19 protein-coding genes and 1 pseudogene are annotated in these 23,585 nt (G+C 69.4%); 7 read left to right on the top strand and 13 right to left on the bottom strand.

The window, feature by feature from the left end; all coding sequences use genetic code 11:
• Window positions 1-44 precede the first annotated feature (44 nt).
• Together EOJ32_RS16850 and EOJ32_RS16855 are read left to right on the top strand one after the other, a co-directional pair.
• The gene (locus EOJ32_RS16850) at window positions 45-2,558 is read left to right on the top strand and encodes a cytochrome c oxidase subunit I (RefSeq protein ID WP_127899566.1); all 2,514 of its coding nucleotides are present in this window, start codon (window positions 45-47) and stop codon (window positions 2,556-2,558) included.
• A complete protein-coding gene (locus EOJ32_RS16855) occupies window positions 2,555-2,863 on the top strand; it encodes a hypothetical protein (RefSeq protein ID WP_045999728.1) in 309 nt (102 codons plus the stop codon). Before EOJ32_RS16850 ends, EOJ32_RS16855 begins: the two co-directional genes overlap by 4 nt.
• Here the strand turns inward: EOJ32_RS16855 and EOJ32_RS16860 are convergent.
• The 6 genes from EOJ32_RS16860 to EOJ32_RS16885 all read right to left on the bottom strand — a co-directional run bounded on the left by EOJ32_RS16860 (window position 2,860) and on the right by EOJ32_RS16885 (window position 8,934).
• Window positions 2,860-3,984, bottom strand: coding sequence for a zinc-binding dehydrogenase (locus EOJ32_RS16860; RefSeq protein ID WP_127899540.1), 1,125 nt, complete (start codon window positions 3,982-3,984; stop codon window positions 2,860-2,862). The genes EOJ32_RS16855 and EOJ32_RS16860 overlap by 4 nt on opposite strands.
• Window positions 3,985-4,050: 66 nt before the next feature.
• Window positions 4,051-4,857: a sulfate ABC transporter permease subunit CysW gene (gene cysW / locus EOJ32_RS16865; protein WP_127899541.1), complete on the bottom strand. Its 807-nt coding sequence runs from the start codon at window positions 4,855-4,857 to the stop codon at window positions 4,051-4,053.
• The gene (gene cysT, locus EOJ32_RS16870) at window positions 4,854-5,702 is read right to left on the bottom strand and encodes a sulfate ABC transporter permease subunit CysT (RefSeq protein WP_127899542.1); all 849 of its coding nucleotides are present in this window, start codon (window positions 5,700-5,702) and stop codon (window positions 4,854-4,856) included. Before cysT ends, cysW begins: the two co-directional genes overlap by 4 nt.
• Complete coding sequence (locus tag EOJ32_RS16875; RefSeq protein WP_127899543.1) at window positions 5,699-6,691, bottom strand: sulfate ABC transporter substrate-binding protein; 993 nt, start codon at window positions 6,689-6,691, stop codon at window positions 5,699-5,701. Before EOJ32_RS16875 ends, cysT begins: the two co-directional genes overlap by 4 nt.
• On the bottom strand, window positions 6,691-7,752 hold the full coding sequence (locus EOJ32_RS16880) for a sulfate/molybdate ABC transporter ATP-binding protein (RefSeq protein WP_127899544.1): 1,062 nt from the start codon (window positions 7,750-7,752) through the stop codon (window positions 6,691-6,693). Before EOJ32_RS16880 ends, EOJ32_RS16875 begins: the two co-directional genes overlap by 1 nt.
• Before the next feature lie 198 nt (window positions 7,753-7,950).
• Window positions 7,951-8,934: a siderophore-interacting protein gene (locus tag EOJ32_RS16885; RefSeq protein WP_127899545.1), complete on the bottom strand. Its 984-nt coding sequence runs from the start codon at window positions 8,932-8,934 to the stop codon at window positions 7,951-7,953.
• Between the two features lie 124 nt (window positions 8,935-9,058).
• Here EOJ32_RS16885 and EOJ32_RS16890 point away from each other — a divergent pair, with 124 nt between their 5' ends.
• From EOJ32_RS16890 to EOJ32_RS16910, 5 genes and pseudogenes are all read left to right on the top strand, one after another.
• On the top strand, window positions 9,059-11,149 hold the full coding sequence (locus EOJ32_RS16890; RefSeq protein ID WP_127899546.1) for a TonB-dependent siderophore receptor: 2,091 nt from the start codon (window positions 9,059-9,061) through the stop codon (window positions 11,147-11,149).
• Window positions 11,143-12,030 carry an ABC transporter substrate-binding protein gene (locus EOJ32_RS16895; RefSeq protein WP_127899547.1) on the top strand — a complete coding sequence of 296 codons (888 nt, stop codon included), beginning with the start codon at window positions 11,143-11,145 and terminating at the stop codon, window positions 12,028-12,030. Before EOJ32_RS16890 ends, EOJ32_RS16895 begins: the two co-directional genes overlap by 7 nt.
• Window positions 12,031-12,034: 4 nt before the next feature.
• Window positions 12,035-13,990: a Fe(3+)-hydroxamate ABC transporter permease FhuB gene (fhuB, locus tag EOJ32_RS16900; protein WP_127899548.1), complete on the top strand. Its 1,956-nt coding sequence runs from the start codon at window positions 12,035-12,037 to the stop codon at window positions 13,988-13,990.
• Complete coding sequence (locus EOJ32_RS16905) at window positions 13,987-14,754, top strand: ABC transporter ATP-binding protein (RefSeq protein WP_127899549.1); 768 nt, start codon at window positions 13,987-13,989, stop codon at window positions 14,752-14,754. The genes fhuB and EOJ32_RS16905 overlap by 4 nt, the downstream gene beginning before the upstream one ends.
• An 8-nt stretch (window positions 14,755-14,762) precedes the next feature.
• Window positions 14,763-16,452: pseudogene (locus EOJ32_RS16910) on the top strand (ABC transporter ATP-binding protein).
• Window positions 16,453-16,461: 9 nt separating this feature from the next.
• Here EOJ32_RS16910 and phoB read toward each other — a convergent pair.
• The 7 genes from phoB to EOJ32_RS16945 form a co-directional block, all read right to left on the bottom strand.
• Window positions 16,462-17,151, bottom strand: coding sequence for a phosphate regulon transcriptional regulator PhoB (phoB, locus tag EOJ32_RS16915; RefSeq protein ID WP_045982986.1), 690 nt, complete (start codon window positions 17,149-17,151; stop codon window positions 16,462-16,464).
• Window positions 17,152-17,154: 3 nt separating this feature from the next.
• The gene (phoU, locus tag EOJ32_RS16920; protein ID WP_045982987.1) at window positions 17,155-17,868 is read right to left on the bottom strand and encodes a phosphate signaling complex protein PhoU; all 714 of its coding nucleotides are present in this window, start codon (window positions 17,866-17,868) and stop codon (window positions 17,155-17,157) included.
• 15 nt (window positions 17,869-17,883) lie between these two features.
• On the bottom strand, window positions 17,884-18,681 hold the full coding sequence (pstB, locus tag EOJ32_RS16925) for a phosphate ABC transporter ATP-binding protein PstB (protein WP_045982988.1): 798 nt from the start codon (window positions 18,679-18,681) through the stop codon (window positions 17,884-17,886).
• 21 nt (window positions 18,682-18,702) lie between these two features.
• Window positions 18,703-20,040: a phosphate ABC transporter permease PstA gene (gene pstA, locus EOJ32_RS16930; protein WP_045999860.1), complete on the bottom strand. Its 1,338-nt coding sequence runs from the start codon at window positions 20,038-20,040 to the stop codon at window positions 18,703-18,705.
• Entirely contained in the window at window positions 20,037-21,242 is a 1,206-nt protein-coding gene (gene pstC / locus EOJ32_RS16935; RefSeq protein ID WP_127899550.1) for a phosphate ABC transporter permease subunit PstC, read from the bottom strand. The genes pstA and pstC overlap by 4 nt, the downstream gene beginning before the upstream one ends.
• A gap of 69 nt (window positions 21,243-21,311) precedes the next feature.
• Window positions 21,312-22,337: a substrate-binding domain-containing protein gene (locus EOJ32_RS16940; RefSeq protein ID WP_127899551.1), complete on the bottom strand. Its 1,026-nt coding sequence runs from the start codon at window positions 22,335-22,337 to the stop codon at window positions 21,312-21,314.
• Between the two features lie 111 nt (window positions 22,338-22,448).
• Complete coding sequence (locus EOJ32_RS16945; RefSeq protein WP_127899552.1) at window positions 22,449-23,144, bottom strand: DnaA N-terminal domain-containing protein; 696 nt, start codon at window positions 23,142-23,144, stop codon at window positions 22,449-22,451.
• Window positions 23,145-23,585: the final 441 nt, after the last annotated feature.

A 23,585-nucleotide genomic window follows, 5' to 3' on the forward strand; every position in this document is an offset into this window, starting at 1 on the left:
ATCCGCAGCCGCAGGGCGGCCGGACCATCGCCCCGATGGACCCGATGTTCGACCCCGCCAGCGACGTGGCAGCCAACGCGCCACAGCGCGCGCTGGCCCTGCACCGCCAGCTGGACCGCACCTGGTCGGACGAGCCGGGATGGCGGGGGTTCTTCACCTCGGTCAACCACGGCACGATCGGCCTGCGCTTCATGGCGACGTCCTTCGCGTTCTTCGCCATCGGCGGCGTGCTGGCGATGCTGATCCGCGCGCAGCTGGCGACCCGCGACGGCGCCTTCCTGGATGTCGAGCTGTACAACCAGATCTTCACGATGCACGGCAGCATCATGATGTTCCTGTTCGCCATCCCCATGCTGGAGGGGCTGGCCCTGTGGCTGCTGCCCAAGATCCTGGGCGCACGCGACATGGCGTTCCCGCGCCTGTCGGCCCTGGGCTACTGGTGCTATCTGTTCGGGGGCACGGTGATCGTGCTGTCGCTGGTGGCGGGCGTGGCCCCCGATGGCGGGTGGTTCATGTACGTGCCGCTGGCCGACAGCACCCACACCCCGGGCATCAACGCCGATGTCTGGCTGTTGGGCGTAACCTTCGTCGAGATCAGCGCCATGGCCGCCGCGGTGGAGATCACCGTGACCATCCTGCGCTGCCGTGCGGCGCATATGCCGCTGACCCGGATGCCGCTGATGGGCTGGTACCTGCTGGGCACGGCTGTGATGATGCTGGTGGGCTTTCCGCCGCTGATCCTGGGATCGATCCTGCTGGAGGTACAGCGCGCCTTCGACTGGCCGTTCTTCGACATCGCGCGGGGCGGCGACCCGCTGCTGTGGCAGCACCTGTTCTGGCTGTTCGGCCACCCCGAGGTCTATATCATCTTCCTGCCCGCCGCGGGCGCGCTGTCCACGATCATCCCGATCATGTCGCGCACCACGATCCTAGGATACGGCGCGATCGTCGCGGCCATCGCGGGGCTGGTGTTCCTCTCCTTTGGCCTGTGGGTCCACCACATGTTCACTGTGGGCATCCCGCACATGGCGCTGGCCTTCTTCAGCGCGGCATCGGCGCTGGTGGCGGTTCCCACGGCGATCCAGGTCTTTGCCTGGATCGGCACACTGTGGGACGGCAAGGTCAGCTTCCGCCTGCCCATGCTGTACGTCATGGGGTTCTTCTTGACCTTCGTCTTGGGCGGGCTGACCGGCGTGATGCTGGCCATGGTGCCGTTCAACTGGCAGGCGCATGACACCGCCTTCGTCACTGCGCACCTGCATTACGTGCTGGTCGGCGGCTTCGTCTTTCCGATGCTGGCCGCGGTCAGCTACTGGATGCCGCTGATCTGCGGGCGCTGGCGGGTGCGGGGCCTGGGGGAATCGGCGTTCTGGCTGATCCTCATCGGATTTCACGGCACGTTCTTCCTGATGCACCTGACAGGCCTTCTGGGCATGCCACGCCGCGTCGCGGTCTATCCCAACAACCCGGAATGGGAATGGCTGAACCTGATCTCGTCGATCTTCGGCATGATCATGTCGGCGGGCTTTGCGCTGTTCGCCTTCGACGTGGTGATGCAGTGGCTGTTCGGGCGGCGCAGCTGGCGCAACCCCTGGGGCGCGCCCACGCTGGACTGGGCGATGCCCGTGCCCGCCCCGTCCTACAACTTCGCCTCGCTGCCCGGACCGCGCCAGCCCGATTCCTCGGCCCTATTGCCCCTGGCGCGGGGCGAGGGGTTGCTGCCCGGCGCGCCGCGCGACCTGCGAGAGACTCTGGCCCTGGACGCGGGCAGCGGTCGGCCCGACCACGTCGCCGTCCTGGCCAAAAGCACCATGCTGCCGCTGTTCACCTCTGCCGCCATCGGCAGCTTTTTCGGGGCGGTGCTGGCCGGGCTCTACTGGCTGGCGCCCGTGGGCATCGTGCTGACCCTGATCGCTGCATGGAAATGGGGCGACATCATGGGATCGACGACCGATCATCCCGACGTTCGGGTGGCACCGGGCCTGACCCTGCCGCTGCATTGGCAGACGCGCAACACACTGGCCCGCACGGGGACGGTGGCGCTGCTTCTGGCGGACGGGACGCTGTACGCATCGTTGCTGTTCGGGGTGGGCTTCCTGTCGGTCGTGGCCCCCGCATGGCCGGCCCCGGCCAGCGGCCTGTCGACCCTGCCGATGGCGGTCACGGCGGCGCTGGCCCTGGCGGCGATGGCGGTCGGCCTGATCGCGGCCCACCGGGCCGAGGCGCTGCGCGACCGGGCGGAGGGCACCACATGGGCCGGGATCGGACTGGCCGCCTGCCTGGTCGCGCTGGTGGCATTGGCGGGGCTGGCCCTGGGGCTGGATGACCCGCGCCGTCACGCGCGCGACGCGTTGCGCGCGGTGATCCTGGGCTTTGCGGTGTTCCACGGCGTCGTCACGGCGATGCTGGCCCTGCGCAGCCTGGCCGATGCCCGCGGGGGCCGCACCAGCTGGGCCCGCCGCGGCGCTGCCCCGATCTGGCAGCTGTTCCAGTCCTTCTGGCTGGGCACCTCGGCCGTGTCGCTGACCTTGGTCGCCGCGCAGGAGGTGCTGTCATGAGCTGGCTGTGGCGCGCCCTGGCCGGGCCGATCCTGTGGGCAGCGATGTTCCTGCTGGTCTATGCGCTGCACGGCGCGGGCTGCAACCTGGGCTGGACCGACCGCCCCGCCCCCATCGCCGACTGGCACCACATGGCGATGTGGCTGGCATGGGGGGCGGGGTTGATCCTGCACCTGGTGCTGATCCGGGTCATGCCCGCGGGCCGGGGACGCCCGCGGCAGTTGATCACCATGGGGGCCTGGATCGGATTCGTCTCGACCCTGGTGACACTGTTCCCGGTGATCGCGACCTCGACCTGCGCCTAGGGGCGCGGGCCGGTGATCAGGTACTTGGCCCCCGTGGCCTTGCGGACATAGGCACGGGCCGCATCCGGCGACAGCGCCTCACGCAGGGTCAGGCGTTCGGAATAATGGCTGGCAAAGGTCGTGGTCATTTCCGCCGCGACCCGTTCGCGCATCCTCTGGGTGATCGCCTTGTCGGTGCGGCGCAGCATGTGGAACAGCAGCCAGCCGCCGATGCGCCAGCTGAACCCGAATCCGCGGCGCAGCACCGTCGGCCCCGTGTCCAGCGCGCCATAGACATAGACCTGCTTCATCACGTCCGACCCGTACCGGTCATAGCTGTCCATCTTGCGCGCGGCCGCGGCCTCCATCGCGTTCAGGATGATGCTTGTCATCTCTCCGCCGCCGATGGCATCGAAGGCCAGCGTCGCGCCGGTGGCCTCGATCGCCTGTTCCAGATCGGCGCGAAAGCTGTCGCTGCTGCTGTCGACGACATGGACCGCGCCCAGATCGCGCAGCAGCCGGACCTGGTCCTGGCTGCGCACGATGTTGACCAGGCCGATCCCGTCATCCTTGCAGATGCGCACCAGCATCTGGCCCAGGTTCGACGCGGCAGGCGCATGGACGATGGCGCTGTGCCCCTCGGCCCGCATCGTCTCGACAAAGCCGAGCGCGGTCAGCGGGTTCACGAACAGCGACGCGCCCTGTTCCGCGGTCGCGCCGTCGGGCAGCACGATGCAGGCCTCCAGCCCGATCAGGCGCAGGTCCGCATACATCGCCCCCCCGATCATCGCCACGCGCTTGCCCACCAGATGGGACAGGTCGGGGCCGGCGGCGATGACGGTGCCCGCGCCTTCGTTGCCCACGGGCAGCGACTGGCCGATGCGGGCCTTCATCGCGGGCATCGCGGCGGGGGGAACCGTGGCGGTCAGGACCGGGGCGTCGGGGGTGCCCCCTGCGGTCAGGCTGTCCATGTCGGCGGGCCCGAACAGCAGCCCCAGGTCCGACGGGTTGATCGGCGCCGCCTCGATCCGCACCAGCAGCTGGCCGGGAGCGGGGTCGGGATGGGTGACGGGCTCCAGATGCACCCGCAGCGTTCCGTCGGGCGTGATCGTCGATCTCAGTTCCTGGCCGTGATGGGTCATGATGTCCTCGGCTGATGGGTTGGACCCCACGCTATGCCCGGCGCCCCGCGGGGGCAAGCGGGGCCCTCAGCCGCGCCGCCCCTCCAGCACCGCCTTGAGGACCAGCGCGACCAGCGCCAGCAGGGTCAGGGTCGAGGCCGCCGCAAAGGCGCCCACCGCGTTCAGGTCGTTGAACAGCAGCTCGATATGCAGGGGCAGCGTGTTGGTCTGGCCGCGGATGTTGCCAGACACCACGGACACGCCCCCGAATTCGCCGACCGCGCGCGCCGTGCACAGGACCGCACCGTACAGCAGCGCCCACTTGATGTTGGGCAGGGTCACGCGGCGGAACACCTGCCAGCCCGACGCGCCAAGCGTCACCGCGGCCTGTTCCTGATCGGTTCCCTGCGCCTGCATCAGGGGCAGCACCTCGCGCGCGACAAAGGGTGCGGTCACGAACAGCGTCACCAGCACGATGCCCGGCAGCGCGAACATGACCTGCAGGTCGACCTCGCGCAGCCACGGCCCCAGCAGCCCCTGGCGGCCATAGAGCAGCAGATAGCAGATCCCCGCGATGATCGGAGAGATCGAGAACGGGATCTCGATCATGGTGACCAGGATGCCGCGCCCCCGGAAGCGGTGCTTGGCCACCGCCCATGCGGCGGCGATGCCGAAGGCGATGTTGATCGGCACCACGATCAGCGCGACCAGGCTGGTCAGCCAGATGGCGTGCAGCGTATCGGGATGCAGGATGGTGTCGGCATAGACCCGCCAGCCTTCGGAAAAGGCGCGGGCAAAGATGAAGACCAGCGGCGCCACCACGATCAGCAGCGTCAGCACCACGGCCGTTGCCACCAGCAGGCGGCCCGACCGGGCGGGACGACGCGGCGTCATCGGGTGGCCTCGCGGTGGCGGGCGGCCCAGGATTGCAGGATGTTCGACACGACCAGCAGCACCAGCGCAAAGCCCAGCAGGACCAGCGCGATGGCCGCCGCGCCGTTATAGTCGAACTCCTCCAGCCGGATGAAGGCCAGGAGCGCCGCGATCTCGGTCTCTCCGGGCAGGTTGCCGGCGATGAAGACGATCGCGCCGAACTCGCCCAGGGACCGGGCAAACGCGGTCGCGCAGCCGGCCAGCCAAGCGGGCAGAATCGCCGGAAAGACCACGCGGATGAAGGACTGCCACGGCGTGGCGCCCAGGGTCTCGGCCGCCTGTTCCAGCGCGGGGTCCAGATCCTCCAGCACGGGCTGGACCGTGCGCACCACGAAGGGGATCGAAGTGAAGGCCATGGCCAGCGCGATGCCCAGCACCGTATAGACCACCGGCACGCCCAGGGGGTGCAGCACCTGCCCGAACCAGCCGTTGGCGGAAAACAGCGCCGTCAGCGACAGCCCCGCCACCGCGGTGGGCAGCGCAAAGGGAACGTCCATCAGCGCGTCCAGGATGCGCTTGCCCGGAAAGTCGTGGCGCACCAGCACCCAGGCCATCAGCAGGCCATAGACCGCGTTGAAGGCCGTGGCGATCGCCGCCGCCGTCAGCGTGACCCGGAACGCGGCCAGCGCACGGTCGCTGCTGACGATGGCCCAGAACCCCGCGGGCCCGATCTGCGCACCCTTCAGGATCAGCGCCGCGATGGGGATCAGCACGATCAGCACCAGGTACAGCAGCGTCGTGCCCAGGCTGAGCGTGAAGCCGGGCAGGACGCGCTTGGCGCGGATCGGGGCCGTGGCCGTGGTCATCGGTTCACGAAGACCTGGTCTAGGATCGCGCCGTCGGCCAGGTGCTCCTCGCGCACGCGGTCCCATCCGCCAAAGACGTCGTCCACGGTGACCAGTTCCACCGGGGCCTGGGTGTCGGCGACTTCCGCGGCGACGGTCTCATCAGTGACGCGATAGAAGTTCTGGGCCAGGATGCGCTGCGCCTCAGGGGTGTAGAGCCAGTCCAGATAGGCGGTGGCCAGCTCGGTCGTGCCGTTGTCCTCGGCATTCTCGGCCACCACGGCCACCGGGAAGGCCGCAAACAGGCTGATCGATGGCGTCACGCGTTCGAATCCCTGCGCCTCGTACTGCTTGGCGATCTGGCCGGTCTCGGCTTCGAAGGTCACCAGCACGTCGCCGATGCCGCGTTCGGCGAAGGTCTGGGTGGCCGCGCGCCCGCCCGTGTCAAAGACCGGCACGTTGTCAAAGACGGCGCGCACGAACTCCTGCGCCGCCGCCTGATCGCCGCCGTTCTGCGCCAGCGCATAGGCATAGGCCGCCAGGTAGGTATAGCGCGCATTGCCGCTGGTCTTGGGGTTGGGGAACACGGGCGCCACGTCGTCGCGGGCCAGGTCGTCCCAATCCTCGATCCCCTTGGGGTTGCCCTCGCGCACCAGGAAGGCGGGCAGCGAGTAATAGGGCGACGCCCCGTTCGGTAGCGCGTCGCGCCAGTCCTCGGGCAGCAGGCCGCCGTCGGCCAGCACGTCCACGTCGGTCTCTTGGTTGAAGGTCACGACATCGGCCGGCAGCCCCTCCAGGATGGCGCGGGCCTGGCGCGACGATCCGCCATGCGACATGTCGATGGTCAGGCTGCGCCCGGTATCGGCCTGCCACTTCTTGGCAAAGACAGGGTTCAGCGCCTCGAACAGCTCGCGCGCGATGTCATAGCTGACGTTCAGCAGCTTGTCCTGCGCAAGGGCGGGGCCGGACAGGGTCAGGGCCAGGGCGGTGGCGATCAGGGGCAGTCTCATCAGGCGGTTTCCTTCTGCATTGGGGCATCGGCAAAGATCGTTGCGGCCTGGACGGCCAGCGTGACGGGCGCGCCGCGGCTCAGCGTCGGGGCGCCGCGGCGGGGCATCTGGATTTCGGCCTCGGCGCCGCCCGGATGGGCGACGGTCAGGCGAAGCTCGGCACCGGTGCTGGCCAAGGTCTGGACGCGCCACGGCCCGTCGGCGTCCGGCGCGACGCGTAGGTCGGCGGGGCGCGCGAACAGCTGCGCCGGGCCGTCGCGCAGCGCGACCTGCGGCAGCGCGGACAGATCCAGCCCCGGCCCCTTCGCGCGGCCCCCCGTGACGGTGACGGGCAGCTGGACCGTAGCTCCCATAAAGCGCGCGACGAAGGGGGTGGCCGGGGCGTCGTGGATGGCGTCGGCATGGCCGATCTGCTCGATCCGGCCCTCGCCCATGACCACCACGCGGTCGGCCAGCTCGAAGGCCTCCTCCTGGTCGTGGGTCACGAAGATGGTCGTCGATCCGGTCGCCTCGTGCACGCCGCGCAGCCAGCGGCGCAGGTCGCGACGGATCGCGGCGTCCAGCGCGCCGAAGGGCTCGTCCAGAAGCAGCACCCGCGGCTTGATCGCCAGCGCGCGGCCAAGCGCCACCCGCTGACGCTGACCGCCCGACAGCTGCCCCGGAAAGCGGTCGGCCAGGTGGTCGATCTGCAGAAACGCCATCAGCTCGTCCGCGCGGGCGGCGATCTGGGCGCGGGTCGGGCGCTGACCGCGCGGCAGGACGGACAGGCCAAAGCCGATATTGTCGCGCACCGTCATGTGGGGGAACAGGGCGTAATGCTGAAAGACGAAGCCGATGCGTCTGTCGCGGGCGGCCAGCGCCAGCCAGTCCTGCCCCTCGACCCGCAGCTGCCCGGCATCGGGCCATTCCAGCCCGGCGATGATCTTCAGAAGCGTGGTCTTGCCCGACCCGGACGGGCCCAGCAGGGCCAGAAGCTCTCCGGGTTCGACCGACAGATCGATGCCGCGCAGGACATCGGTCCGGTCGAACCGCTTGGTCAGTCCTGCAATCTCGATCGACATCGGCGCACCCCCTGGCTGTCCCTGCCAGCTAGGCCGCGGCGGGGCACCGGGCAAGGGGCCGCGGCCCCGCCCGCGGGGCACCGATGCGGGCCGCCGTTCCGCCCGGTGCGCCACCTGCGAAACGCCCGGTCGCGGGTCGCGCCGGACGACGCGACAGCGTTCCGCACCGCGCCCGTCCGGGCAGACCTGCGTTCTTTTTCAAGCCTCTGCGCGCGACCAATAGGCGGCGGCGGTGAACTGGGTCTTGGTCAGGCCGCGGGCCAGCAGGTGGCTGCGCGCGGCACGGGTGCGCGCCGCGTCGGCCGCGAACCAGACATGCCCGCCCACGGGGTCCGGCATCGCCACAAGCGCGGCCATCAGGTCGTCGCAGCGCGTGACCCGCGGATCATCCGCCAGCGCGCCCAGGTCGGCCGCGTCACAGCACAGGACGGCGCTGGCCGTGCCGCGCGTCTCGGCCAGCATGCGGGTGATGGCGGGCATCGCGGTCTGGTCGCCGAACAGCCACAGCCGATCGGTGTCGGGACAGCTGCCGCCGCCGGGGCCGATGGCACCGACCTGCTGGCCCAGGGGCGCGCCCTGCGCCCAGTCACAGGTCGGGCTGCCCGGATGACAGAAGATGTCGAAATCCAGCCAGCCCGGCCCGTGATCCACGACGGTATAGACCGGCCGGTGCAGCGCGTCCGCCCCGTCGGGCCAGACGGTGCGCCCGCTGGCGGCCACGCGCGGCCAGATGGCCGCCCGCCCCGCCGGCGGCAGCAGCAGGCGAAAGTGATAACCGCCCTGCGCGAACTGCCCGGCCTGCGGTCCCGCCAGCCGCACGCGCAGGAACCCCGGCACGGGGCGGGACACCCCCGCCACCCGCAGCAGCGCAAGCCCCGGCGCCAGCGCGCCCGCATCGACATCGTCCCACGCGACCTCGACCCCCGCCTCGGCCAGGATCTCGGTCGCGCTGTCGCGCAGGATGCCGACCAGCCGGTCCTCGGGCGCCAGAAGGTCGATGCGCAACGCATCGGCCTGGCGCGTCAGGCGCAGCTCGGACCCCCAGATCAGCAGGCTGAGACCCGCCTCGTCCTCGACCAGCGGGGCCTCCCACATCGCGGCCCGCGCCTTCAGCGCCGCGACCGCGGCCCCGCTGGCACGGGGGATCAGGCCGGTTCCGTGATGACTGCGCAGATGCGACATGGGCAGGGTCCGTGGCTGGAAAGTCAAAAAGTCGGAAATATGAATTCGACAGCCGGATTGGCAGATTGACGAATCTGACAGAAAAGATCAGATACGCCCAAACGTGTCAATCCAGCAGGCCATCATGTCCGTAGAGCCCCGTATCTTCCTTCTGGCCGGTGCCAGCCTTCTTGCCCTGTCGTCCGGCGTGGCCTGGTCCCAGCAGGCCGCGGAGCCGATCCTGCTAGACGAGATCGTGCTGACAGCGTCCTCGGACGCGTCCGTCCAGGCGGACGGCTATGTCGGCGGACAGGCGCAGGTCGCCACGAAATCGAACACCCCCGTGGCCGAGACGCAGCAGTCGATCTCGGTCGTGACCAGCCAGCAGATCGAGGATCAGGGCGCGCAGACCTTGGGCCAGGCGCTGAACTACACCGCGGGCGTCGTGGGCCAGCCCTTCGGCGCGGACCCCCGTTTCGACAGCCCCACCGTGCGCGGCTTCGAAGCGCGCGGTTCGCAATACGTCAACGGCCTGCGCCAGTTGCGCGATTTCGGATCGCCCGCCTTCGAGGTCTATGGCCTGCAGCAGGTCGAGGTTCTTAAGGGCCCGAATTCGTCCCTTTACGGGGCCGGGTCGCCCGCCGGGATCATCAACCAGGTTCAGAAGCGCGCACAGGATTTCGATTTTTCGGAAGCGGGTCTGGGATATGACAGCAATGACAGCGCGCAGACCTTCTTCGACCTGAACCGCGTGGCAAGCCCGACCCTGTCCTGGCGCCTGACCGGCATCCTGCGCGACAGCAAGACGCAGATCCGCGAACTGACCAACGAACGCGGCTATCTGGGCGCGGCGCTGCGTTATGCGCCCGACGACGCGACGACCGTGGACGTGATCGCGTCCTATACCAAGGACGCGCCCATCTCGCCCCCCGGCGTACCCTTTGCGCTGACGCAGACCGGCGACGGCAAGGCCCTGCGCGACACCTATTTCGGAGAACCGGGCTTCGACGACAGCGACCGCGATATGGCGAACCTGGGCATCGAGATCAGTCACCAGATGGACAACGGCTGGACCCTGTCGCAGGGCTTCCGGGCCGAACGGTTCGACTGGACCTATACCGGACATTATGTCAGCGGCCTGACCGACGACGGCCTGTCGGTCACGCGGGGCGCGAACTTTCAGGACGAATCCACGACAGGCCTGAACCTGGACACCCGCCTGTCGAATAGCATCACCACCGGCAGCGTGACCCATGACCTGCTCTTGGGGTTGGACATCCGGCAGTACGATGCCGACACGACAACGCAGTTCTTCTTCGGCCAGCCCATCGACGCTTCCGACCCGGTCTATGGCGGGCTGCCTGTGACGTCGGCCTGGTACACCAGCATCTCCGACATCAGCCAAAAGCAGGTCGGCCTCTATGCCCAGGACGAGATCACCGTCGGCAACTGGCGCGGCAGCCTGGCCATCCGTCAGGATTGGACCGAACAGACGGGGACGAAGTTCACAAACTTTGACGGCGACACCCCCATCGACCAGTCCGACAGCGCGACCACGGGCCGGGTTGGCCTGGGCTATGTCCTGGCGAACGGCGTGATGCCCTATGCCAGTTATTCGACCTCGTTCGACCCGACCATTGGCATCGACGACACCACCGGAGAGACGCTGGACCCGACCGAGGGCAAGCAGTGGGAAGTTGGGGTCAAGTATCAGCCCGCGGGCTTTGACGGGCTGTTCAGCGCCGCCGTCTATGACCTGACCCAACAGAACCTGGTGCGCAACCTGGGCCAGGGGCGCCGCCGCCAGGTGGGCGAGGTTCGCTCCAAGGGGTTGGAGCTGGAGGCCACCGCCGCGCTGAACGCCGCATGGGACCTGCGCGCCAGCTATGCCTTCAACGAGACCGAACAGAAGGGCGGCCCAGAGGACGGGCTGGAAATGCCCAACGCGCCGCGCCATCTGGCCAGCCTGTGGCTGGACCGCGATTTCGGGAACGGGCTGCGCGCCGGGGGCGGCATCCGCCATATCGGCGAACGCAAGGGCGATTTCGGGAACACGTTCGACCTGGACAGCGTCACCCTGGTCGATCTGGCCGCGACCTATACCCGCGGCAACATCGAGGCCAGCGTGACCCTGAACAACGTCACCGACGAGGTCTATCTCGCCAATTGCGGCTCCTTCGGCTGCTACTACGGCGAAGGGCGCAGCGTCGCCGCCAAGGTCGCCTACACGTGGTAGGGCGCGGGGCCATATCGCCCCGGCCCGACCGCCGCGCCTTTCTGACCGCCGCCGGCATGATGCTGGCGGCGGGCCTGCCTTTGCGCGCAGAGGCGGGCCCGCGCCTGGCCGCGATTGACTGGGCGATGCTGGAGACCGCGACCGCCCTGGGCCACATGCCGGTCGCCGCGGCCGAGCTGATCCGCTTTCGCGCCGATGTGGGCGTCCCCGCCATCCCCGACACGGTCACCGACCTTGGCCTGCGCGGCGCGCCGAACTTCGAACTGCTGCAGCTGGTCCGCCCCACGCTGATCCTCAGCTCTCCCTATTACACCCGCTATCAGGCGCGGATGGAGGCGATCGCCCCGGTCCTGTCCCTTCCCTTCTATCAGCCGGGCGCGGCGCCGCTGCCCAAGGCGATGGACGCGCTGGACGCGCTTGCGCGGCAGATCGGCGATCCTGCCGCGGGCGGTCGGGCGCGGGCGCGGGCCGACGCGCATCTGGACCGGCTGGCCGCGCGGGTCGCGCGCCATGCCGACCGGCCGCTGGCGCTGGTCGATATCGGCGATGCGCGCCACCTGCGCGCCTTCGGCTTTGACAGCCTCTTCGGCAGCACCCTGACCCGCATCGGCCTGCGCAACGCCTGGTCCGAGGCGACTGCCTTCAGCTTTCTGGCCCCGGTTCCCATCGAACGCCTGGCCGACATGCCCGACGCGCGGCTGGTCATCGCAGGCCCCATCCCGCCGCAGGCGCAAGGCGCGCTGTCCCGCAGCCGGCTGTGGCAGGCCCTGCCGCAGGTGGCGCAGGGCCGCGTGCACCACCTGCCGCGGATGAACGCCTTTGGCGGGGTGCCCGCCGCGCTGCGTTTTGGCGATCTGCTGGCCCGCGCGCTGGAGGCCTGAGGCGATGACGACCCGGACCCTTGCGCCCTGCGCGGCGCTGATCGCCCTTGCGCTGTGGCTGATGGCTGCGCGCACGCTGCCCCTGCCCGCCCTGCCCTGGGATCCGCAGGCGATGAGCCTGGATCAGATCCGCATGGCCTATGGCCTGATGCCGCGCGGCGTCATCGCGCTGCTGGCGGGGGCGATGCTGGGCCTGTCGGGCGCGATCCTGCAGGTGGTGCTGCGCAACCCGGTGGCCGATCCCACGACGCTTGGCATCAGCGCGGGCGCGCAGCTGGCACTGGTCCTGGCCACGATCCTGTCCCCGACCCTGCTGGAGGGCGGGCGCTGGCCCGTCGCCATGGCGGGCGCGGGCGCGGCGGCGGCGCTGGTGCTGGCCATCGGCGCGCGGCGCGGCTTTCAGCCGGTGACGATGGTCATCGCGGGCATGCTGGTCGGGCTGACCGCCAGTGCGGTTGCGGGGGCGGTCACGCTGGCGCAGGGACAGTACCTGCTGTCGCTGGTCATCTGGAACGGCGGCTCGCTGGTCCAGCAGGACTGGTCGGGGGTCGCCGCGCTGGCCGGGGTGCTGGCCTTGGGTGGCCTGGCCGCAGCAGTGCTGGCCCGTCCGCTGCGCCTGCTGTCCCTGGGGGCCGAGGGCGCGCAGGGCCTGGGCCTGAACGTCGCCGCGATGCGGCTGGCGGCGGTGGCCGTCGCGGTCGTGCTGGCTGCGGCCGTGTCGGCGGAACTGGGGCTGATCGGCTTTGTCGGGCTGGCGGCGCCTGCCCTGGCGCGCAGCCTGGGGGTGCGGACCATCCCCGGCCTGCTGGCTTGGTCGCCGGTCCTGGGCGCACTGATCCTGTCGATCTGCGACGGGCTGGTGCTGGCCCTGGCGGGCCTGGGGGCCGAGATGTTTCCCACCGGCGCGCTGACCGGGCTGGTCGGCGGGCCGCTGTTGATCTGGCTGCTGCCGCGGCTGCGGGGCACATCCCCGCCCGGCGCGGAATCGGGCGACCGCCCTGCCCCACGGCTGGCCCGTCCGGGGCCGCTGCTGGCGGCGATGGCGGCGGCCCTGATCCTGGCGGGGCTGGTCCTGTTGTGGATCGGGCGGGTGCCGGGGGGCTGGGCTGTGCTGGACCGCGCGAACCTGGCGGCGTTTGTGCCCATGCGCCTGCCCCGCCTGCTGGCGGCGGCGGCGTCGGGGGCGGCGCTGGCCCTGGCCGGGGCGATCCTGCAGCGGCTGACCGCGAACCCCCTGGCCTCGCCCGAGGTGCTGGGCGTGTCGGGCGGCGCCTCGCTTGGCTATGCGGCGGTGGTCTTTGGCCTGGCCGCCCCTGGCGCGCTGGCGCTGGCGCTTGGGACGATGGCGGGGGGTGCGCTGGCGCTGGCGGTGCTGGTGGCCTTCACAGCGCGCCGAGACATGCCGGCGGAACGCGTGCTGCTGGCGGGCATCGCGGTGTCGGCCCTGGCCTCGGCCGTGCTGTCGGCGATGATGGCGGTGGGCGATGCACGGGCCTGGGCGATCCTGTCCTGGCTGTCGGGATCTGCGGCCGCCGTGCCGATGGCGGGGGCCGTCGCGCTGGCGGCCTTGGCCGTGGCCGTCTGGCTGGCCGCGCTGGCCCTGCGCCGCTGGCTGGCGCTGCTGCCGCTTGGGGCGGGGGTCGCGCGTGGCCTGGGGCTGGGCCTGCCACCCGCACGGCTGGCGCTGATCGTGCTGGCGGGGCTGGCCACGGGGGCCGCGACGATGGTCACGGGACCTTTGTCCTTCGTCGGGCTGATGGCCCCGCATCTGGCCCGCCGCATCGGCCTGGCCCGCCCGGCCGACCACCTGACGGGATCGGCGCTGATCGGGGCGGGGCTGATGCTGGCCGCCGATTTCGGCGCGCGCATGGCCGGCTTTCCCTATGAACTGCCGCTTGGGCTGTTCGCCTCGCTGATCGGGGCGCCCTGGCTGATCTGGCTGATGACGAGGCATCGATGACGCTCTTTCACCTGTCCGGCCTGTCGGTCGACGTTCCCGGTCGCCGGCTGCTGGACGACATCACGCTGGACCTGCCCGCAGGCCGGGCGACTGCGCTGATCGGCCATAACGGGTCGGGCAAATCCACGCTGCTGCGCGCGCTGGCCCGACAGGTCCCGGCAGGCGGCACCGCCCGGTTCGAGGGGCGCGCCCTGGCCGACTGGCCCGCCCGCGACCTGGCCCGCCGCATGGCCTTCCTGCCCCAGACCACGCCCCCGGCCGATGGCATGCTGGTGCGGGAACTGGTGGCGCTTGGCCGCTATCCCTGGCACGGCGCCCTGGGCCGCTTCGGCCCCGCCGATCATGCCGCCGTCGCACGCGCCCTGGACGAATGCGGGGTTGCGGGCTTTGCCGATCGGCTGGTCGACACCCTGTCGGGTGGCGAACGACAGCGCGTCTGGCTGGCCATGATGGTCGCGCAGCAGGCGGGCACGCTGCTGCTGGACGAACCGATCAGCGCGCTGGACATCGCCCACCAGGTCGAGGTGCTGGCCCTGGTCGCCGCGATGTGCCACGACCAGGGGCGCAGTGCCGTCATCGTGCTGCACGACGTCAACATGGCCGCGCGGTTCTGCGACCATGTCGTGGCGCTGAAGGCCGGGCGTCTGGTCTGGCAGGGCGGCCCGGACGCCCTGATGCGCCCCGACACGCTGCACGACATCTATGGCCTGCCGATGCAGGTCCTGACCCGCCCCGACGGACGCCCCGTCGCCATCCCCGCCTGAGAGGCCGCATGCTGAAACAGTTCTTTTCCTACTATCGTCCGCATCTGGGCCTGTTCTGGCTGGATTTCGGCTGCGCGGTCGTCTCGGGTCTGCTGGAGCTGGCCTTTCCGCTGGCCGTCACCGCCTTCATCGACCACCTGCTGCCGCAGGGCGACTGGACACTGACCCTGGCCGCGGCGGGGGGGCTGCTGGCGCTTTATGCGGTCAATGCCGGGCTGCTGACGGTGGTGATCTACTGGGGGCACAAGCTGGGCATCAACATCGAGACCGCGATGCGGGCCCGCGCCTTCGACCATCTGACGCGGCTGTCCTGGCGCTGGTACGACCGTGCGCGCACCGGCAAGCTGGTCGCCCGCGTCACCCGTGACCTGGAGGAGATCGGAGAGGTCGCCCATCACGGCCCCGAGGACGCCTTCATCGCGCTGATGACCTTCGTCGGCGCGTTCCTGCTGATGTTCTGGATCAACCCGCAGCTGGCGGTCATCGTGGCGCTGATCGTGCCGGCCATGCTGGCCCTGGTGATCGTCTATGGCGGGCGGATGACGGCGACCTGGCGCGCGATCTATTCCCGCGTCGGCGATTTCAACGTGCGCCTGGAGGAGACCCTGGGCGGCGTCGGCCTTCGGCAACGAGGCGCATGAGAGCCATCTCTTCGCCGCCGACAACGCTCGCTATCGCCAGGCCAAGCTGGACGCGTACCGCGTGATGGCGGCGTCCAGCGCGCTGCAGTACATGGGCCTGCGGCTTGTGCAGGTCATCGTCATGGTCATGGGCGCGGGCTTCGTGCTGTCGGGCGAACTGACCACCGGCGGCTTCGTGGGCTTTCTGTTGCTGGTGGGCGTCTTCTATCGCCCGCTGGAGAAGATCGCCGCGGTGATCGAGACCTATCCCCGCGGCATCGCCGGATTCCGCCGCTATCAGGAGCTGCTGGCCACCGACCCCGAGATCGCCGACGCACCCGACGCGATCGACGCCCCCGCCCTGCGCGGCGACATCCGGTTCGAGGGGGTGGGCTTTGCCTATGACCCCGACCGCCCGATCCTGTCGGGGATCGACCTGGACATCCGCGCCGGAGAGACGGTGGCCTTCGTCGGCCCCTCGGGCGCGGGCAAGACCACGCTGCTGGCGCTGCTGCCGCGGTTCTACGAACCCAGCCAGGGGCGCATCGTCGTCGACGGGATGGACCTGCCCGCGATGCGCCTGCACAGCCTGCGCCGCCAGATCGGCCTGGTCAGCCAGGACGTGTTCCTGTTCGGCGGCACGCTGCGCGAGAACATCGCCTATGGCCGCCTGGACGCCTCGGACATGGAGATCGCGCAGGCCGCCGCCAAGGCGCAGCTGGCGCAGATGATCGAAGGCCTGCCGCAGGGCCTGGACACGGTCGTGGGCGAACGCGGGGTGATGCTGTCGGGCGGGCAGAAGCAGCGCGTGGCCATCGCGCGGGCCTTCCTGAAGAACCCGCCGATCCTGATCCTGGACGAGGCGACCAGCGCCCTGGACAGCCAGACCGAACGCGAGATCCAGTCGGCGCTGGACGCCCTGTCGGTGGGCCGCACCACGCTGGTGATCGCCCACAGGCTGGGCACGATCCGGAACGCCGACCGCATCGTGGTCATGGACCGGGGCCGCGTGGTCGAGATGGGCAGCCATGCCGACCTGCTGTCGCAGGGCGGCATCTATGCGGGGCTGGCGGCCTAGATCCGGGCCTCAGCCCAGGGCATAGCCCACGCCGCGCACGGTGCGCAGCGGGTCGTCGCCGCCGTTCTTCATCAGCGCCTTGCGCAGGCGGCCCACATGCACGTCGATGGTGCGCGTGTCGACATAGATGTCGCGCCCCCAGACCCGGTCCAGCAGCTGTTCGCGCGTCCAGACGCGGCCTGGCTTCTCCATCATCGTGGACAGCAGCCGGAACTCGGTCGGGCCAAGATGCAGCGTCTGGCCGGCGCGGAACACCCGGTGTTCGGCGGCGTCCAGGATGATGTCCGCAAAGGTCAGCCGCTCGCCCATCGTGGCGGGGCGGGTGCGGCGCAGCTGGGTGCGCAGGCGGGCCAGCAGCTCGACCACGGAATAGGGTTTGACCACGTAATCGTCGGCGCCCGTCTCCAGGCCGCGGACGCGGTCGACCTCCTCGCTGCGCGCGGACAGCATGATGATCGGGATGTTGCGGGTCGCGGGATCGGCCTTGACCTGGCGGCAAACCTCGATGCCCGACACGCGCGGCAGCATCCAGTCCAGCACGATCAGGTCCGGCTGCTCCTCTGCCACCAGCAGCAGCGCGTCCTCGCCGTTGTCGGCCATGACCACGTCGAAACCCTCGGCCTCGAGGTTGTAATGCAGGACTTCGCGCTGTGCGCCCTCGTCCTCGACGACCAACACGCAGGGGGCCTGGCGCGCCATCCCTCAGACCTCCGCCGCGGGGGCCACGACGCTGCTGCTTTTCGGGCGCGCCTCGTCGGGCAGGTCGCCCGTGACCAGATAGACCACCTGTTCTGCGATGGACGTCGCATGGTCCCCCATCCGCTCGACGTTCTTGGCGATGAAATGCAGGTGCATGCAGGGGGTGATGTTGCGCGGGTCCTCCATCATGTGGGTCAGGAACTCGCGGAACAGCGCGTTGTACATCTGGTCCACCTCCAGGTCGCGCTGACGCACGTCATGGGCCAGGTCGGCGTCGCGGCGGATATAGCTGTCCAGCGCGTCCTGCAGCATCCGGTTCACCGCCTGGCTCATCCGGCGCAGCGCCATGCCCGATCCGGCGATGGCGGGCATCTGGGACAGCACCTCGGTGCGCTTGGCCATGTTCTTGGCGTAATCGCCCACCCGTTCCAGCGAGGCCGAGATCTTCATCACCGCCAGCACCATCCGCAGGTCGGTCGCGGTGGGGGCGCGCAGTGCGATCAGGCGGGCGGCGTCCTCGTTGATCTGGATCTCCATCGCGTCGATGGCCTTGTCGCGGCGTCGGACCTGGTCGGCCAGCTCCTGGTCGCGCGTGTCCAGCGCGGTCGACGCGTCGGTGATCGCGGCCTCGACCATGCCGCCCATCTTGACGACCATCGCCTGGATCGTCTCCAGGTCGCGGTCGAAGACCGAGGAGATATGCTTGTCGCGGTTCATGTCAGGTCCTTTCGATCAGCCGATCCGGCCCGAGATATAGGCCTCGGTCCGGCTGTCCCGGGGCTTCGTGAAGATGTCGTCGGTATCACCGTATTCGACCAGGTTGCCCAGATGGAAGAAGGCGGTCTTCTGGCTGACGCGGGCGGCCTGCTGCATCGAATGGGTCACAATGACCACGGAAAACTGCGTGCGCAGCTGCTCGATCAGCTCCTCGACCTGGCTGGTGGCGATCGGGTCCAGCGCGCTGCAGGGCTCGTCCATCAGCAGCACCTCGGGGGACGTGGCCACCGCGCGCGCGATGCACAGTCGCTGCTGCTGGCCGCCCGACAGGCCCGTGCCGGGCTCGGACAGGCGGTCCTTGACCTCGTTCCACAGGGCCGCGCCGCGCAGCGAGCGTTCGACGATCTCGTCCAGCTCGGCCTTGCCGCGCGCCAGGCCGTGGATGCGCGGGCCGTATGCCACGTTGTCATAGATCGACTTGGGGAACGGGTTCGGCTTCTGGAACACCATGCCGACCTTGGCGCGCAGCTGCACCGGGTCGATGCGGCGGTCATAGATGTCCTCGCCGTCGATGGTGATCCGGCCCGCGATCCGGGCGCTGTCGATCGTGTCGTTCATGCGGTTGATGCAACGCAGGAAGGTGGACTTGCCGCAGCCCGACGGGCCGATGAAGGCGGTGACGGTCTTGTCCAGGATCTCGACGTTCAGGTCTTTGATCGCCTGCTTCTCGCCATAGAAAACCTGCACGTCGCGTGCGGAAATCTTGATGTCCTGCTGGCTCACGGCGCTCTCCGATCGGATGGTGTCATACATGGTGGCTCTCCTGTGGGCCGATCACCAGCGGCGCTCGAACTTGCGGCGCAGAAAGATCGCCAGCAGGTTCATGCACAGAAGGAAGATCAGCAGGACGATGATGGCGCCCGAGGCGCGCTCGACAAAGGCCGGATCGCTGCGCTGCGTCCAGTTGTAAACCTGGACCGGCAGGGCGGATGCCGGATCGAACAGACCCTCGGGCGGGGCGGCGGGAAACTCGCGCACGAAGGCCACCATGCCGATCAGCAGCAGCGGCGCGGTCTCTCCCAGAGCCTGGGCCAGGCCGATGATCGTGCCGGTGAGGATGCCGGGCGCGGCCAGCGGCAGGACGTGGTGGAACACCGTCTGCATGCGGCTGGCGCCGACGCCCAGGGCCGCGTCGCGGATCGACGGCGGCACCGCCTTCAACGCCGCGCGGGTGGCGATGATGATGGTGGGCAGGGTCATCAGCGTCAGCACCAGCCCGCCCACGATGGGCGCCGATGCAGGCAGCCCCGCAAAGTTGATGAAGACGGCCAGGCCCAGGATTCCGAACACGATCGACGGCACCGCGGCCAGGTTGGCGATGTTGACCTCGATCAGGTCGGTCCAGCGGTTCCTGGGCGCGAACTCCTCCAGATAGATCGAGGCCGCGACCCCGATGGGCACCGCCAGCACCAGCACCACCAGCATCATGTAGAGCGAACCCAGGATCGCCACGCCGACGCCCGCGGCCTCGGGGCGCTGGTCGGAGGCGTCGGCGGCGGTCAGGAAGCCCGCGTTGAACCGTGTGACCAGCAGCCCCGCCTCGACCAGTTCGTCCGCCAGCATCAGCTGCGCCGGAGAGGTGTTGGCGTCGCGCGCCGCGGTCTCCATCGTGACGCGGCCCTTGAAATAGCCGTCGATGCGGCCGTTCGCCAGGACGTTCACGTCCACCGTCTGCCCGACCAGATCGGGATCGGCCAGCACCCGGTCACGCAGCTGCGCCGAGGCATCGCGCGAGATCAGCCCGTCGATGTCGCCGCTCTCCAGCCCCTCGATCTGCAGGTCCAGACCCGCCACCGCCGCATCCAGCGCCCGGTCCAGCACCTGGCCATAGGACAGGGTCAGCACGCCCGCCATCTCGGCCGGGTCGCGGTTGCCCTTGGGGTCCAGCACCTGCGCGTCCAGCGCCACGGGGATCGACAGATAGGTCTGGCGGAAGGCGCCCGACCCGTCGCGCACGATGGTGAAGACCAGCACCGCCAGCATCGTGCAGGCGATGACGATGGCCGTCAGCCCATAGGCGCGGAACCGTTTCTCGGCGGCGTTGCGGCGCCGGGTGCGCGCGTCCTGGACATAGAGCGACTTGGCGCCGGTGGCGCGGGGATGATCGGTCATTCGTACTGCTCGCGATACTTGCGCACGATGATAAGCGCGATGACGTTCAGGCCCAGGGTGATGACGAACAGCGTCAGTCCCAGGGCAAAGGCCACCAGCGTCTCGGGCGAGGAGAAGTCGTTGTCGCCGGTTAGCTGGCTGACGATCTTGACCGTGATGGTGGTCATCGCCTCGAACGGATTGGCGCTGATCGTGGCGGCGGCGCCCGCGCCCAGGACCACGATCATCGTCTCTCCGATGGCGCGGCTGGCGGCCAGCAGGATGGCGCCCACGATGCCCGGCAGGGCGGCGGGCAGCACGACGCTGCGCACCGTCTCGGACGGGGTCGAGCCCAGGCCCAGGGCGCCGTCGCGCAGGCTTTGGGGCACCGCGTTGATGATGTCATCGGACAGAGAGCTGACGAAGGGGATCAGCATGATCCCCATGACCAGCCCCGCGGTCATCACCGACGACCCGGAATTGCCCAGGCCCAGGGGCTGCGCGATCCAGTCGCGCAGCATCGGCCCGACCGTCACCAGCGCGAACAGGCCATAGACGATGGTCGGGATGCCGGCCAGCACCTCGACCGCGGGCTTGGCGATGCTGCGCAGGCGGGGGCTGGCATATTCCGACAGGTAGATCGCCGCCAACAGGCCGATGGGCACCGCCACCAGCAGCGCGATGAAGCTGATGTACAGCGTCCCCCACAGCAGCGGCAGCATGCCAAGACGCGAATTGCCCTCGAAGCGCGGCGACCAGACGGTGCTGAAGAAGAAATCGGCCAGGCTGTACTGGCGGAAGAAGCTGATCGTCTCGAAGATCAGCGACAGGACGATGCCGACCGTGGTGGCGATGGCGATCATCGAACAGAAGATCGTCAGGCCCAGCACCATCCGCTCGACCGAATTGCGCGCGCGAAACCCGCGGCCGGCCCGCGTCACGGCCCAGCCCAGGCCCGCGACCGCGGCGGCCAGTGCCAGCAGCCCGGCCACGGGGCCCGACGCGACAGGGATCACCCCGGACATCCGCAGCCCCGATGCCAGGATCAGCACCACCAGCGCGGGCAGCATCACTGCAAGGGCGGCGTTCATGCCGTGATAGGCCGGGCGGCTGTGCAGGGTGCGCACGTCCTGTGCGGCGGTCGCATGGGCGCGGCTGCGGCCCAGAAGGAATCCGGCCACGGCCAGCAGGATCGCGGCAAGCAGGGCCCAGGACATTGGCATCTGGCAACCTCGGGTGGATGGGTCAGGGGGAATGTCCGACCGGCGCGGCGCACCGGTCGGACGGGTGCATCACTGCATGGTGGTTTCGTCGGCCACGGCCTGCTGGACCGATGCCAGCTCGGGGTCCGAGACCAGGCCATAGGCGGCCAGCGGGCCGTCCGGTCCCGCGATCGCGTCCGAGACGAAGAATTCGGCGAATTCCTTGACGCCCGGGATGACGCCGATATGCGCCTTCTTCACATAGATGAACAGCGGCCGCGACACCGGGTACTCGCCCGAGGCGATCGTCTCGGTCGAGGGGGTGACGCCAGACATGGTCGCGACCTGCAGCGTGTCCGTGTTGTTCTCGTAGAAGGACAGGCCGAAGACGCCGATGCCGTTCGGCGACGACCCGATGCGGGCCAGCGTCTCGGTATAGTCGCCGTCGATGTCGACCGACCGGCCGTCGGTGCGCAGCGTCATGCAGGCGGCCTCGGCCTCCTCCTCGCCCAGCTCGGCGGTGAACACCTCCAGCGCGCCGCTGTCCTCGCAGCCCTGCGCGATCACCTTCTCGTCGAAGACTTCGCGCGTCCCGTGACGGGTGCCCGGTACGAAGGCCAGGATCTCCTGGTCGGGCAACTCGGGGTTCACCTCGTTCCAGTTGGCGGCGGTGTTGTCGACGATCGCACCGTCGCGCACGACCTTGGCCGACAGCGCATTGAACCAATCGGCGGGGGTGAAGGCAAAACTGTTGCCCGACTGCGCGCTGGCGAAGACGATCCCGTCATAGCCGATGCGCACCTCCATGATGTCGGTCACGCCGTTGGCGGCACATTCCTCGACCTCGCTGTCGCGGATCTCGCGGCTGGAATTGGCGATGTCGATGGTGTTCTCGCCCACGCCCTCGCAGAAGCGGCGCAGACCGGTGGAGGATCCGCCCGATTCGATGACCGGGCTTCCGAAATCGAAATTCTCACCGAACAGCTCGGCGACGATCGTGGCGTAGGGCAGCACGGTCGACGAACCCGCGACCTGCACCTGTTCGCGCGCGGCGGCTGCGGTGGCGGTCAGGGCCAGGACGGACAGGGCCGAAGCGGTCAGGCCAAAGGTCTTCATGCGTCTTCTCCTCAGGAGGTGATCGTTGCCCGGTGTGCCTACAGCAGTTTTGTGACGGTCATACGCAATCCGTGTGACAGTTCTGCGACAGCGCCCCGGCGGGCGGACCGATCATCCCGGGGTGACGCGCACCTCTCCCAGGGTCGGGTCGCTGCGCCGCGCGGCCATCTGCAAGCGGGCCAGCAGATGCGTGCGCACATAGGTGGCGTGGAACCGCGACGGCGCGACCAGATGCAGGACGCCCCCCTGCCCTTCCGCTGATGACAGCGGCGCGAACCAGGCGTCGAACAGCGCCGGGTCCTCGTCGCGCAGCCGCGCGCGGATCAGCGGCCAGACCCCGTCCTGACCGCTCTCCTCCGCCGATGTGCCGTCGGGGCGGCGGAACGGGACGACGTTCGGCGGGTCGCCCGCCTCCTGCGCCTCCTCGCCCATGCGGGCGGTGAAATCATCGCCGATGTTGGACCAGTCCGCCCGCGTGTCCAGCAGGATGCGTTCCAGGCCCAGGCCCAGCACGGACACGCGGCCCCGCGCGCCCTGGCGCTTGACCACGATCCAGCCCGCTTCGCGCAGCCGCGCCATGTCGCGCTTGACGGTGCGTTCGTCCACGCACCACAGTCGCGCGATCTCGCGCTGGCCCATGGTCAGCTCGTCGCGCTGCCAGTTGTAGCGGGTGGTGATCAGCGCCATCAGGCGCAGCACCAGGCGCTGGCGCTGCGGATCGCCCGCCAGCGCATGCGCCATCATCGCGGACAGCAGGTCGTATTTCCGTGCCGCGGCTTGCCTGCCGACGGGTCGCATCACATGCATTATCGTTCCTGCCCGCCGGTCGCCCGGCACCTTGCCCCGGCCACGCCGAGATCTTGTGCCGTCCCAAACGCTTTTCGCCACTCTGCAGGCATTAGCGTCCTGAAATGCGATTCTGTCAAGCAGATCGCCCGCCCTCCGGCGGAAGGATCCAAAGGCAATCTTGAATCAGGGTATCAATGGTATAGCGGGACATCCTATGCGTCCCCTATTCCGGCGCCCGTGTCCCCCAATTGGCAGGGGTTCGACGGATCATGTCCCCCAATTTCCGCCCCCTGCCCCTCGAGGCCGTGGCCTTCGCGCCACCTTGGCGCGCGGTGATTCGCCAGCAGGGGCTGGATTTCCGCATTTCGTGCTATCAGTGAACAAGGCTTTTGCCAAAAGCGCAAATCCGGCGTAAAAGCAGGAACAGAAGCAATCAGCGTCCTTGGAAACCGACACAAC

Origin of the sequence: Paracoccus sp. Arc7-R13, from assembly GCF_004010775.1 — a bacterium.
Classification (GTDB): domain Bacteria; phylum Pseudomonadota; class Alphaproteobacteria; order Rhodobacterales; family Rhodobacteraceae; genus Paracoccus; species Paracoccus marcusii.